This is a genomic window from Microbispora sp. NBC_01389, assembly GCF_045040095.1.
In the GTDB taxonomy this organism is placed as follows: domain Bacteria; phylum Actinomycetota; class Actinomycetes; order Streptosporangiales; family Streptosporangiaceae; genus Microbispora.
The window spans coordinates 6,056,759-6,069,939 of sequence record NZ_CP109552.1; the positions used below are offsets into that span (position 1 = coordinate 6,056,759).

At 73.5% G+C, this 13,181-nt stretch carries 10 protein-coding genes; 6 read left to right on the forward strand and 4 right to left on the reverse strand.

Annotated features, from left to right (window positions below):
- Positions 1-22: 22 nt before the first annotated feature.
- Genes OG344_RS26800 through OG344_RS26810 form a run of 3 tightly spaced genes read left to right on the forward strand, consistent with a single transcriptional unit; the run spans position 23 to position 4,348 of the window.
- Positions 23-2,146: an N-acetylneuraminate synthase family protein gene (locus tag OG344_RS26800; RefSeq protein ID WP_405085466.1), complete on the forward strand. Its 2,124-nt coding sequence runs from the start codon at positions 23-25 to the stop codon at positions 2,144-2,146.
- Entirely contained in the window at positions 2,143-3,093 is a 951-nt protein-coding gene (locus OG344_RS26805) for a glycosyltransferase family 2 protein (RefSeq protein WP_405085467.1), read from the forward strand. The genes OG344_RS26800 and OG344_RS26805 overlap by 4 nt, the downstream gene beginning before the upstream one ends.
- Complete coding sequence (locus OG344_RS26810; RefSeq protein WP_405085468.1) at positions 3,086-4,348, forward strand: polysialyltransferase family glycosyltransferase; 1,263 nt, start codon at positions 3,086-3,088, stop codon at positions 4,346-4,348. The genes OG344_RS26805 and OG344_RS26810 overlap by 8 nt, the downstream gene beginning before the upstream one ends.
- Here the strand turns inward: OG344_RS26810 and OG344_RS26815 are convergent.
- Complete coding sequence (locus OG344_RS26815) at positions 4,319-4,906, reverse strand: helix-turn-helix domain-containing protein (protein WP_405085469.1); 588 nt, start codon at positions 4,904-4,906, stop codon at positions 4,319-4,321. The two genes, OG344_RS26810 and OG344_RS26815, sit on opposite strands and share 30 nt — an antisense overlap.
- A 63-nt stretch (positions 4,907-4,969) precedes the next feature.
- Between OG344_RS26815 and OG344_RS26820 the strand changes: the two genes are divergently transcribed.
- Complete coding sequence (locus tag OG344_RS26820; protein WP_405085470.1) at positions 4,970-6,193, forward strand: benzoate/H(+) symporter BenE family transporter; 1,224 nt, start codon at positions 4,970-4,972, stop codon at positions 6,191-6,193.
- A 253-nt stretch (positions 6,194-6,446) separates the two neighbouring features.
- The gene (locus OG344_RS26825) at positions 6,447-8,135 is read left to right on the forward strand and encodes a TIGR03767 family metallophosphoesterase (protein WP_405085471.1); all 1,689 of its coding nucleotides are present in this window, start codon (positions 6,447-6,449) and stop codon (positions 8,133-8,135) included.
- A gap of 259 nt (positions 8,136-8,394) precedes the next feature.
- Here the strand turns inward: OG344_RS26825 and OG344_RS26830 are convergent, their stop codons facing one another.
- Together OG344_RS26830 and OG344_RS26835 are read right to left on the reverse strand one after the other, a co-directional pair.
- Positions 8,395-9,879: a class I adenylate-forming enzyme family protein gene (locus OG344_RS26830; RefSeq protein ID WP_405085472.1), complete on the reverse strand. Its 1,485-nt coding sequence runs from the start codon at positions 9,877-9,879 to the stop codon at positions 8,395-8,397.
- On the reverse strand, positions 9,863-11,416 hold the full coding sequence (locus tag OG344_RS26835; RefSeq protein WP_405085473.1) for an NAD(P)-binding domain-containing protein: 1,554 nt from the start codon (positions 11,414-11,416) through the stop codon (positions 9,863-9,865). Before OG344_RS26835 ends, OG344_RS26830 begins: the two co-directional genes overlap by 17 nt.
- Before the next feature lie 62 nt (positions 11,417-11,478).
- Between OG344_RS26835 and OG344_RS26840 the strand changes: the two genes are divergently transcribed.
- Positions 11,479-12,969, forward strand: a complete 1,491-nt coding sequence (locus OG344_RS26840; RefSeq protein WP_405085474.1) for an aromatic amino acid ammonia-lyase — start codon at positions 11,479-11,481, stop codon at positions 12,967-12,969.
- 28 nt (positions 12,970-12,997) lie between these two features.
- Here OG344_RS26840 and OG344_RS26845 read toward each other — a convergent pair whose 3' ends face one another.
- On the reverse strand, positions 12,998-13,129 hold the full coding sequence (locus OG344_RS26845) for a hypothetical protein (protein WP_405085475.1): 132 nt from the start codon (positions 13,127-13,129) through the stop codon (positions 12,998-13,000).
- Between the last annotated feature and the right edge of the window lie 52 nt (positions 13,130-13,181).

A 13,181-nucleotide genomic window follows, 5' to 3' on the forward strand; every position in this document is an offset into this window, starting at 1 on the left:
GTCGCAGGTGAAGGAGTCACTCGTGCGAGTGCTGGCAGTCGTCCCCGCCAGAGGTGGTTCGGTGGGCGTCCCGCTCAAGAACCTGGAGAAGGTGGGCGGCGTTCCGCTCGTGGCCCGCGCGGTCGACGCCTGCCTGCGCGCCGAGCTCGTGGACGAGGTCGTCGTCAGCACCGACCACGACCTGATCGCCCGGGCGGCCGAGGCCGCCGGGGCCCGCGTGGTGCGCCGGCCCGCCGACCTGAGCGGCCCGGCCGCCTCCAGCGAGTCGGCCGTGCTGCACGCCCTGTCCGAGACGCCGGGCGAGGGCCCGGAGACCGTCGACCCGGAGACCGTCGACCCGGAGATCGTCGTCCTCGTCCAGTGCACCAGCGCGTTCCTCGACCCCCGCGACCTCGACGCGGCCGTGGGCAGGGTGCTCGGCGGCGAGGCCGACGTGGTCTTCTCCGGCGTCGAGACCTACGAGTTCGTCTGGACCGGCGCCGGTCACGGGGTGAACCACGACCCGGCCGTGCGCCCGCGCCGCCAGGACCGCGAGCCCCACTTCCGGGAGACCGGCGCGTTCTACGTCATGCGTACGGCGGGCCTGCGCGAGCGCGGCCACCGGTTCTTCGGCACCGTCGCGGTCCAGCCCGTGCCCGCCCGGCACGCGGTCGAGATCGACGTCCCGGAGGACCTGGAGATCGCCCGGGCGCTCGCCCCGTTCGTGGACGAGCCGCTGCCCGTCGACGTGGACGCGGTCGTCACCGACTTCGACGGCGTGCACACCGACGACCGCGCGTTCGTCGACTCCGAGGGCCGCGAGATGGTCGCCGTCAGCCGCTCCGACGGCATGGGGATCGCGCTGCTGCGCCGGGCCGGGGTGCGGACGCTCGTGCTGTCCACCGAGCGCAACCCTGTCGTCGCCGCCCGCGCCGCCAAGCTCGGCGTGCCCGTGGTGCAGGGCCTCGGCGCCAAGGACGTCGCGCTGCGCGCCTGGCTGGCCGCCGAGGGCCTGGACCCCGAGCGGGTCGCCTACGTCGGCAACGACGTCAACGACCTGTCCTGCATGGCGATGGTCGGCTGGCCGGTCGCGGTGCCGGGCGCCCACCCCCGGGTGCGCGCCGCCGCCCGCGTCGTGCTGTCGGCCCCCGGCGGCGCGGGAGCGGTGCGCGAGCTGTCCGACCGGGTGCTCGCCGCCCGCCCGGCCTCCGCCCCTGAAACCGCCCCTGAAACCGCCCCCGAGACCCCTGCCGCCCCCGTCTTCCCGGCGTACGGCGCGGCCCCGCTCGCTGAGCCCCGGCCGGTGCGGATCGGCAGGTCGCTGGTCGGGCCCGGGCAGCCGGTCTACGTGATCGGCGAGATCGGCATCAACCACAACGGTGACGTGGAGATCGCCCGGAGGCTGATCGACGTGGCCGCCGACGCCGGCTGCCAGGCGGTCAAGTTCCAGAAGCGGACGCCGGAGATCTGTGTGCCGCTGGAGCAGCGCGACCAGATCCGGCAGACCCCGTGGGGCGAGATGACCTACATGGAGTACAAGCTCCGCACCGAGTTCGGCGCCGACGAGTACGCCCACATCGCCAAGTACTGCGAGGAGCGCGGCGTCGACTGGTTCGCCTCCCCCTGGGACGTGCCGTCGGTGGAGTTCCTGGAGAAGATGGACGTCGTCGCGCACAAGGTGGCCTCGGCCTCGGTGACCGACCACGAACTGCTCCGGGCGCTGGCGGCGACCCGCAAGCCGGTCATCCTGTCCACCGGCATGTCGACGATCGAGGAGATCGACGCGGCGGTGGAGATCCTCGGCGCCGAGCGCCTGGTGATGATGCACGCCACGTCCACCTATCCGCTGCCCCCGGAGGAGGCCAACCTCCGCATGATCACCACGCTGCGGCAGCGGTACGGCGTGCCGGTCGGCTACTCGGGGCACGAGCGCGGGCTGCAGATCTCGCTGGCGGCCGTGACGCTGGGCGCGGTCACCGTCGAGCGGCACATCACCCTCGACCGCACGATGTGGGGCTCCGACCACGCCGCCTCGCTGGAGCCGAGCGGCCTGGAGCACCTCGTCCGCGACATCCGGATCATCGAGGAGTCCCTCGGGGACGGCGTCAAGCGGGTCTACCCCGGTGAGGAGGCCCCGCGGGCCCGCCTGCGCCGGGTCACGGCGTGATCACCCTTTCCGTGATCGTGCCCGTCAGGGACGGCGAGGCGTACCTCGGGGACGCCCTCGCCTCCCTGGCGCGCAACCGGACGCGCGCGTTCGAGACCGAGGTCGTCGTCGTCGACGACGGCTCGGCCGACGCGACGGCGGAGGTCGCCGAGGACTTCCGGCGCGACCTGCCGGGGCTCGCGCTCGTCCGCAACGCGGCGCCGCTGGGGCTCGCCGACGCCCGCAACACCGGGCTGAAGCTGGCCTCCGGCCGGTACGTCACCTTCCTCGACGCCGACGACTGGCTCGCGCCGGGCTACCTGCCCCGGCTGGTCGCGGCGATCGACGGGCTGGGCTGCGACTTCGTCCGGGTGGACCACGTGCGGGCCGAGGGCCGCAACCGGGAGACGCACCGGGCGCCGCAGCCGCGCCGCGGGGTCGTGCTCGACCCGCGCGAGGGCATCCTGCCGGCCGGGCTCAAGACCATGGTCGACTACCCCTACGCCTGGGCCGGGATCTACCGGCGTGAGCTGGGGGACCTGCTGGCGTTCCCCTCGGGCCTGCACACCGCCGAGGACCGCCCGTGGATCTGGCGGCTGCACCGCCTCGCCCGGTCGTACGCCGTGGTGTCCCTCGCCGGGCTGTTCTACCGGCGGGGGCTCCCGGCCTCGCTCACCCAGATCGGCGACGAGCGGCAACTGCACTTCTTCGACGCCTACGCCATCGTGCTGGACGAGGCCGAGCCGCGCTACCTGCCCAAGGCGGCCCGCAACCTGTGCGCGCTGCTCGCCCACCACGCCGAGCTGACCGGACGGTTCACCCCGGCCGTACGGGCCCGGTTCGACGAGCGGGCGCGGGCGGCGCTCGCCCGGCTGCCGCGCGAGACGCTGACCGAGGCGGTCGGCGGCCTGGAGCCCGAGCGGGCCGCCCTGCTCGGCCCCTACCTTCCCGGAGGGCCGCGTGCCTGACCCGACGCTGTTCTACGCCTCCACGCTGTTCGGGGCGATGACGCTCGCCGCGGCGATCGACGAGGGGCGGTTCGGCGGCGGGCCCCGGGTCCTGCTGGTGTCGAACAACGCGGCGATCCCGGAGGTGACCCCGGCGCTGGACGAGGCGCCGGGGTTCGCCGCGCTGCGCGGGACGTTCGACCGCGTGCTGTCCTGGAATGAGGTCATCGCGCCGCTGCACCCGTCGGACTGGAAGCCTCGGGTGATCGAGACGCCCATGCTCGGCCGCCTGCTGCGCGACCTGCTGGGGGAACCGGGCGAGCTGGTCCTGGAGTCGATCGCGGTGCCGCCGTCGCGGACGCTCGCGGGTCTGGTGAAGGACTGCCCGATCACCGTCTACTCCGACGGGCTCATGAGCTACGGGCCCACCCGCGACCCGCTGCCGCAGGAGATCGCCGGCCGGATCGGCTGGCTGCTCCACCTCGACCTCGTCCCGGGCCTCGCGCCCATGCTCCTCGCCGAGTACGGCGTGCCGGCCGAGGCGCTCACGCACGCGTCGTTCACGAAGGTCGTGGGCCGGATCACGGAGGCGGCCGAAGCGGCCCCCCGCGCCGAGGCGGTGATCCTCGGGCAGTACCTGTCCTCGCTGGGCCTGCTCACCGCCGCCGAGGAGGCCGGGCTGCACGAGCGGATGCTGCGCGGCCTGGCGGCCCGTGGACACCGCACGGTGCTGTTCAAGCCGCACCCCGCCGCCGGGCGGCGGCACGCCCGCGAGCTGCGGCCGGTCGCCGCGGAGCTGGGCGTCGAACTCCTGGTGGCGTCCGAGACGACGCCCGCCGAGGCGTGCTTCGCCGCGCACCGCCCCGACCTGGTCGCGGGGTGCTTCTCCACCGCGCTGGTGACCGCGCGGCGGCTGTTCGGCCTGCCCGTCGCGGCCGCCGGAACCGATCTCGTGCTCGAACGGCTCACGCCGTACGAGAACGGCAACCGGATTCCGGCGACGATCGCGGACGCGACCCTGCCCCGGCTGGAGGCCGACGGCACGCTCACCGAGCCGCCCGCCCTGGACCTGCCCGCCCTGGTTGGGGCGGTCGGCTACTGCATGCAGAGCGCGGCGCACCCCGGGCTGCGCGACGCCGCGGCGGCCTACGTGCGCGACCACGGCCCGGCCCGCTACTTCAAGAAGCGCAGGCTGGAGGCGCTGGGCCTGATCGAGCCCCCGCCTCCCCCGCCCGCGCAGCCGGCCTCACGCCTGCGCCGCCTGCTCACCCGCTGAGCGCGGATTCACGGGCGTTCGGATGAGGAGGATCGCGTGTGCCTCGACGCCGCCGAGGGCCGCGTAGACATGGGGGACGTCCGCGGCCCAGGAGAGGTGCTCCCCGGCGGCGGCGGTCAGCGGCGCGGCGGCCGGGCCCGTCCTGACCGCCCCCCGGATGACCGAGAGGTGCTCGGTGACCCCGGGCGGATGCGCGGGCGAGGTCTGCTCGGCCCCGGCGAGGATCCGCAGGCGGAACATCTCGTAGGTCGCGCCCGGCTCCCGGAACACCTCCAGCAGGGTGGAGACGACGGCCGCGCCCCGCACCGGTGAGGCGGCGCCGGCGGGGGCGCCGGGGTCCAGCGTGAGCGCGCTCATCGGGACCGACAACGCGGCAGCGATCGCGTACATCGTCTCCAGCGTGGGGTTGCGGGTGCCGTGCTCCAGCCCCGACACGGTCGCCTTGCCGACGCCGGCCCTGCGGGCGAGCTCCGACAGCGACAGCCCGCGTGCCTCCCGCAGCCCGCGCAGCCGCCGCCCGATGGCCGGATCGAACCGGCTTGTCCCGTCTGCACCCACCTGGTTATGGTGTCACCTGAAATCGTTCCGTAAACGGAACGCCCGGGTCGCGAGGGGGGACGGGTGCGGAATCTGCAGCCGGTGCTCGCCGGACTGGTCAGCGCCGTCGTCGGTTACGCCAGCTCGTTCTCCGTGGTCCTCGCCGGCCTTCAGGCGGCCGGGGCCGGCTCGCGGCAGGCGGCCTCCGGCCTGCTCGCGCTCTGCACCGGCATCGCCGTCGCCGCCGCCGTCCTGTCCGTCCGGTATCGCATGCCCGTCGCGATCGCGTGGTCCACTCCGGGCGCCGCGCTGCTCGTCTCGGCCGGGCACGTGGCCGGCGGCTACCCGGCGGCGATCGGGGCCTTCGCCGTCTGCGGGCTCCTCACCGTGCTCGCCGGGCTCGTCCCGTGGCTGGCCCGCGCCGTCGCCGCGATCCCCGGCCCCATCGCGGCGGCCATGCTCGCCGGCGTCCTGGTCCCGCTGTGCACCGCCCCGCTCCGCGCGATGGCCGACGTCCCGCTGCTGGCGGGGCCGGTCATCCTGACCTGGGCGGTGCTGATGCGGTACGCCCGGCGGTGGGCGGTCGCCGGGGCGCTGACCGCGGCAGTGGCGGGCCTCGCGATCAGCGGCGCCGCGTTCCCCGCCGCGTCCCTGCGCCCCGACCCGGTGTTCACGATGCCCGCCGTGACCCTGCCGGCCCTCGTCGGCATCGCGCTGCCGCTGTTCCTGGTGACCATGGCGGGACAGAACGTGCCCGGGGCGGCCGTTCTCTCCACCTACGGTTACCCGGTGCCGCTGCGCGGCGCACTGGTGACGACGGGGCTCGTCAGCACGGCCGCCGCGCCGTTCGGCGGACACGCGATCAACCTCGCCGCCATCACCGCCGCCATGACCGCCGGGCCCGACGCCCACCCCGACCCGGCCCGCCGCTGGATCGCCACCCTGGCCCTCGGCGCCGGGCAGCTCACGCTGGGGCTGGGCGCCGCCTTCGCCACCGCGCTCGTCGTGGCCTCGCCCCCGGTCCTGGTCACCGCCGTGGCCGGGCTCGCGCTCCTCCCGGCCCTCGCCTCCTCGCTCGCCACCGCCTTCACCGGGCCGGACCGGCGGGAGGCGGCCGCGGTCACCTTCGTCGTCACCGCCTCGGCGACCTCCATCGCGGGCATCGGATCGGCCTTCTGGGGGCTGATCGCCGGATCTCTCGCGCTCCTGCTCACCCGGCGCCGTACGGCACCGCCGTCAGCCGGGCAGCCGGCGGCGCCGGCCGAGCCGGCGACGCACGCGGAAACCGGCGCGGCCCGCCCGGCATAGGTGGCGGTTCGACACCGGGCGGGTCCGTCCGGGTGACCGCATCCGCCTGAGACAGAGGCAGGCCGGCACGGCTCTCCTGAACGGCGGGAGAGCGGCAGGCTTCCGGCCCGCAGCCACCAGATGTCGTATCACCTGCGGTTATTTCTATGCGTTATATGGCTGGACGGCGTTTCAGCCGTGTTAGGCCGGGAGTCATTCCCACTGTCAAACATCCCCAGTGGACGTTCGCCTCGACGCCACCACTGGGGAAATCATGGATCCCGCCCTCAGCCGCCGCGCCTTCCTCCTCGCCTCCGGAGCGACCGCCTCGGGCGTCGCGCTGGAGATCGCCCTCCCCGCCGTCCCGGCCGCCTCCTCGGTCGTGCCGCCCTCGATCGTGCCGCCCTCGATCGTGACACCCTCGGCCGCGGCGCCGATGACGACGGTCCGCACCGTCGCCAGCCCGCAGGGCACCGGCGGATACCGCAGGCTGTCCGACGGCCCCGGCTGGCGGCGGGTGACCCGCACCGACCTGGCCGACGCCGAGAAGGACAGGGCCGAACGCCGTACGGTGCTGGCCTGCTTCGTCCAGTTCACCGACCTGCACATCACCGACGCGCAGAACCCGCAGCGCTACGAGTTCCTGCGCGGCGGAGACCTGGGCTCCTGGCGCCCCCAGGAGGCGCTGACCGCCGTCGGCGCCGTCTCGCTGATCGAGCAGATCAACACCCTGCGGTACGGCCCGGCCACCCGCGCGCCGATCGGCTTCGTGATGACCACCGGTGACAACACCGACAACAACTCCCGGATCGAGATGGAGTGGTTCCTCACCGCCATGACCGGCGGCCGCTTCACCCCGAACACCGGCGACCCCGGCTCGTACGAGGGCGTGCAGAACTCCGGTCTGGGCCTCTACTGGCAGCCCGACTCCGGCCTGCGCGACGTCGACAAGCGGGTGGGATTCCCGCACCTGGACGGCTTCCTGAAGGCGGCCGTCCGCGAGGTGAGCAGCCCCGGCCTGGCCGTACCGTGGTATTCCACCATCGGCAACCACGACCAGCTCTTCGGCGGCGCCTACTCCGGGGCCGGCGGCTTCTTCGCCGACCTGGCGACCGGCTCGCGCAAGCTCTTCGATCTGCCCGCGTCCGAGGCCGGCGCCGTCTACCGGGCGCTGCGCCGGGGCGACCCCACGGGCGCCCGCTTCCGCGCCGCGTGGAAGCGTTACAAGGGCAGGACCCGCACGGTCACCGCCGACGAGCGCCGCGCCCCCCTGAGCCCGCACGCCTACGTCGCCGCCCACCTCGACCCGGCGTACACCGGCGCGGGACCCGTCGGCCACGGCTACACCCGGGACAACCTCGACAGCGGCCGGCTGGACTACTCCTTCCGGATCGCCGACGGGGTGGTCGGCATCAGCCTGGACACCACCGACCGCGGCGGCGACTACCGCGGATCGGTCGGCACCCGGCAGCTCGCCTGGCTGGAGCGGGCCCTGAAGACCCACGCCGGCGACACCGCGCTGATCTTCAGTCACCACCCGAGCTGGGCCATGACCAACCTCACCCCCAACCCCGCCCGGCCCGGCGAGAAACGCCACAGCGGACAGGAGCTCCTCGCGGTGCTGAGGAAGCACCGCAACGTGGCCGCGTGGATCAACGGTCACTCCCACCTCAACAGGATCGTCCCCCATGGCGGCCTCTGGGAGATCTCCACCGCCTCCCACGTCGACTACCCCCAGCTGGCGAGGGTCGTCGAACTGGCCGACAACCACGACGGGACGCTGTCGCTGTTCACCACCCTGGTGGAGTCGGCCGCGCCGCACCGCACCGACTTCGCCGACCTGTCCCAGGGCGGCCTGGCCGCGCTCTATCGCGAGTTCTCGTTCAACTCCCCCGGCATCCGGAGCGGGCTCGCGGGCCTGCCCGGCGACCGCAACACCGAGCTTCTGCTGAAGAAGCACTAGTGCTCGTAGGCTGATCTCGCCCATGACGGTAAGGAGGCTGAGGTGGCCGGAACGACGCCGACGGAGACAATGCCGGCCGAGGTGATGACCGAGCTGGCCGAGCTCGAGGACCCGAAAGCACGGGAGGTGAACGAGAGACACGGCGACGATCACGGCGTGAACCTCGGCAGACCGCGCGCGCTCGCGAAGCGGCACGTAGCCGGAGCGCGGAAGCGCCACCGGGGCAGGACCGGCTGCTCTCCTTCTCGCCGGACGGTCGTCAGGGAACGCTGTTCCCGGCCCGGGGTATCGCGGCCGTCAGAAGGCGCTTGTCCGGTTTGCCGTTCGGCGCCGTCGGCACCTCGTCGAGGACGGTGATGGTCGCCGGAACGCACGCGTCGCCGAGCCGCTCGCCGACCAGCGCCCGCAGCGAGCCGAGGTCGGGGATCCGGTCCGCCACCGGCACCACGAACGCGTGCACCGCCTCGCCGGTGTCCTCGTCCGGGGCGCCGACCACGTACGCCTCCGCGACGTCGGGGGAAGCGGCCAGGACCCGCTCGATCGGACCGGCGTAGTAGAGGTTCGCGTTGACGATGACGACGTCCCGTGTCCGTCCGGCCAGGTACAGCCGTCCGTCCTCGTCGAAGTGGCCCAGGTCCCGGGTGCGCACCCACCCGTCGACGAACACCTCCGCGGTCTCCGCCGGCTCGGCCCAGTATCCGACGGCCTGCGCGGGAGTACGGACGTACAGCTCGCCGTCGGCGCCGGGCGGGACGGGCCGGCCGTCCGCGTCCCGGATTTCGACGTCGACGACGTCGGGCGGGAACCCGACCGACGGGGGGACGTCCTGCGGCGTGGCCATGGAGATCGTGCCGGTCTCGGTCTGCCCGTAGCCCTGGAACACGACCGGGCCGAGCACGTCGAGTGCTTCGCGGAGCCGGGACGCCTCCAGCGGCGACCCCGACACCATGAGCGCCCGGAGGCTGCTCAGGTCGGCCGGGGCGGTGCGCTGGGCGGCGACGAGTCTGTAGAGGCGAGGCACGGTGATGACGCTGGCGGTCGCCCGATGCCTGGTGATCGCGTCGGGGAACGCGGGCGGGTCCGCGACGACCATCGTCCCGCCCGCGGCGAGCGTGAGCACGCCGTACTCCATCATCACCTGGCTGCCCAGCGACCCGAACACCAGGTAGCGCCGCAGCCGGGAGGCCAGTTCGCGGATCGCGGGCGGCCACGCCTCCGGGCGGGCCGTCCATGCCGCGTCCATGGCGGCGTAGGTCTGGGCGCAGGCCTTGGGCGTGCCGGTGCTTCCGCTGGTGTAGACGAGCCGGGCGACGTCCTCCGGCCGGCCGGACAGGCGCAGCGGACCGTCCTCGCCGGGCGCGGCCAGCAGCTCGGCGATGGTCAGCGTGCGCCGTGCGTGGTCCGGCCCGGTGGCCGCGTCAGTGACGACCGCGGTGACGTCCTGGTGGAGCACGTGGCGCAACTGGCCGTCGGACAGCCCGGGCCGCACCCCGACGGCCCGGGCTCCCACGGCGTAGGCGGCGATCGTCGCGGCGAACGCCTCGGGGGTGACACCGAGCATCATGGCGAGGCCGTCCCCGGGCCCGAGGGCCGCGGCGCGCAGCCCGGCCGCGATCCGCCGGACGAGGCCGAGCATCTGTGCGCCGGTGACGGCACGGGCGCCGTGCTCGAAGACGGGCCGGTCCCCGGCCGCGGCCAGGAGGTCCAGAACGGCACGCGGGTACGGCTCAGCCGGCGTCGGCAAGGCACTCCTTGACGAAGACGGCCAGTGGCTGCTGGTGCACCTCCGGCAGGTTCCAGTGGTTCTCCAGGTTCTCCGCGAGGTGGTGGACGCCGGCCGGCGCGCCGTCCCGATAGTGCCGCACCACAGGGTGCAGGTAGCTCGCGTCCTGGGCGTTGACGGCGTCGTTCTCGACCACCCTCGGGATCGAGATGTCGAAGGGGTCGACGGCGTCGTGGCCCTCGCCGTACTCCAGGGTGACGACGAACGTGTGCGGGGCGCGGCCGAGGCCGCCGCCGGCCACGTACGCCACCGGGACCTCCTCCTGGTAGAGCGCGGTGTCTCCGGTCACCGTGACGACGTCGCCGAGCACGCCGAACTGCTGCCACAGCGCCGACGAGCGGTTGACCCGCGCGATGATCGCGTCACCGATCGCCTCGGGGGCGGGCTCGACCTGCTCGGCCGGCCAGGTCCCGCCGTGGTAACGGGTGGTCAGGATCCGGTGGAGTGCGCGCACGCCGTACCGGAAACCGTGGATGAACCCGCTGGTGGCCTTCTTGAAGTCGCGTTGCTGGGTGAGTGTGCCGGCGAAGTACAGATCAGGCACGTTGACGGACTCGTACGCCGGCGTCTGCTCGGGGAAACGGTCGTCGATGACCAGCGTGGGCCGGCACCCGTCGTCGAACACCGAGGCGTCGAACCGGAAGCCGGTGCACACGACCACCCGGTCGTAGCACAGCTCGCGCAGCGCCTCCACGGTGCGGGCATAGCGGAACATCACCCGGTAGCCGCCGTCGGCGCGGCGTTCGATGCTCTCCACCGTGCCGTCGAGGACCGTGTTCTGGGACTTCAGCTGGTAGCTGTCGAGGAAGTTGTTGTTCACCGCGCGCAGGTGCCCGACGAAGTGCGACTGCCAGGCCATCCTGACGGAGTGCGGCCCGGCGACGTGGATGACCGCGGCCTGGTCCATGAGCGCGTCGGCGGTCTCGAACGCCGAGTTGCCCTTGCCGATCACCAGGACCCGCTGGTCGGCGAAGGACCGCGGGTCGGTCTCGAAGGTGTCGTAGCGTTCGGCGTGGTCGATGCCCGGGATCGGCGGGACGTACAGCTGGGAGACGCCGGTGGCCACGACCAGCCGCCGCCCCCGCCAGGTGCGTCCACCGCGGTCGGTGGCGGTGAACCCGTCGTCGTCCCGGCCGATCCTTACGACGTCGACGTCGTAGCGCACCCGGACGCCGGTCGCCGCCGCGTAGTCGGACAGGTAGCGCACGAGATCGTCGGCCTGCGGGAAGTACTTCTCGCTGTAGCGGGTGAACAGCAGCTCGGGATCGTCGCTCAGCAGCGAGTTCCAGTCCATCCGCAGCCGCAGCTCCGGGTCGTCGTACCCCGTGTGCACCTTGTTGATGGAGATCAGCTGGCGGTGCCGCGGGTACCGGGTGAAGAAGGTGCCCGGGCCGGCTCCGCGCTCCAGGACGACATAGTCGTGACCGCCGTGTTCGAGCAGTGCGGCGAGCTGCAGCCCGGCCGGTCCGGCCCCGATGATCAGGTAGTCATGCGCCATGAGCCGGAAGCTACGGACGAATTCTCATAGGATTCTGAGAATCGGCTGCCTACGGTCCCGGCATGTCCGCCGTCGAAGGCACCATCGACCTCAGCGCTCCGCTGCGCTCAGCCGACCTGCACCGCGCCGCGACACCGGTGTCCGTCGTGGCCGGCGCGGCCGTCCGTGACCGCGTCGAGCGGGGCCGTGGCTTCCTCCGCGACGTACGGGAGGAGGAACGTCCGGTCTACGGCGCGACCACCGGATTCGGCGCCCTGGTCGGGTTCTCCGGCCGGGAGGAGGAAGCGGACCAGTGTGACAACACCCTGGCCCACCTCGGCGCCGGGCAGGGGCCGGATCTGCCCCACGACGTGAGCCGGGCCGCGATCCTCGTGCGTACGTGGTCGCTCGCCCAGGGGGCGTCCGGCGTTTCGGCGCACGTGGTCGACGGGCTCGCCGCGATGTTCACGACGACGTTCGTTCCGGCGATCCCCCGCTACGGCTCGGTCGGCGCGAGCGGGGACCTGATCCCGCTCGCCTACGCCGCCCAGGCGCTGCGCGGCCGGGGACAGGCGTATCTCGGCGGCTCGCGGATGCCCGCGGCCGAGGCGCTGCGCCGCGCCGGGCTGACCCCGCTGACGCTCGACGGCCGGGACGCCCTCGCGCTCGTCAACGGCACCTCCCTCACCACGGCCGCGACCGCCCTGGCCCTGGACAGCGTCCGGTCCTCGCACCGCGCGACGCAGGCGCTCACCTGTCTGCTGGTCGATCTGCTCGGCTGCGACCCGGGCTTCCTCCACCCGCGCCTGCTCGACGCCTACGGCCATCCCGGCGCGATCGACGTCGCCGACGGCATGCGGGGGACCCTCGCCGGGACCATCCCGGCCGGCACACGTGCGCTGCAGGAGCCGTACAGCATCCGCTGCTCCCCGCAACTGCTGGGCGCCGCCGAGGACGCCCTGCGCTACGTCGACGGTGTCGTCGCGGCCGACCTGTCCAGCGTCAGCGACAACCCGCTGTTCTTCCCCGACGACGACCTGGTCGTGCACGGCGGCAACTTCTTCGGGCAGCCGGCCGCATTCGCCGCCGACGTCCTGGCGATGGTCACCGCCCAGCTCGGCAACCTCGCGGAGCGGCAGCTCGACCTCCTCGTCGACCCGGCCCGCAACGGCGGCCTGCCCCCCATGCTCGCCGCCGGGCCCGGCCGCCAGCACGGGATGCAGGGGGTGCAGCTCGCCACGACGGCGTTCGTCGCCGAGATCCGCCGCGCCGCCGTGCCGGCCGGCATGCAGAGCCTGCCGACCAACCTGCACAACCAGGACGTGGTGCCGTTCGGCACCCAGGCCGCTCTGCGCGCCTACGACATGGCCGGCCTGCTGCGGCTGCTCTGCGGGTCGCTGGCGGTGGGGTTGCGGCAGGCGGCGTACGTCGGCGCCCGCCGCCCCACGGCTCCGGGCTGCGCGGCGCTCCTCGACACCCTGGTCGAGGCGATCCCCGCGGTCGATCCCGACCGCCCGCTGGACGCCGATGTCCGCAGGGCCGCCGACCTGCTCACCGCGACACCCCCTCTCTGAGAACATCGCCGGTTCCGCTGACTGGCGCTCAGGGAGCGCAGAACTCGGCGGCCAGGAGCCGGTTGACGGCCCGGTCGGTGGTGGCGTCGTCGCGGGAGTGCAAGACGTTGGCCGCGACAGTGAGATCGCGGCGGTCGGAGCTTGTTTGCCAACGACTCACGGCGAGAGCAGCACGTCGGCTTGCACGCCCGCCTTGATCACCTGTAGTTACT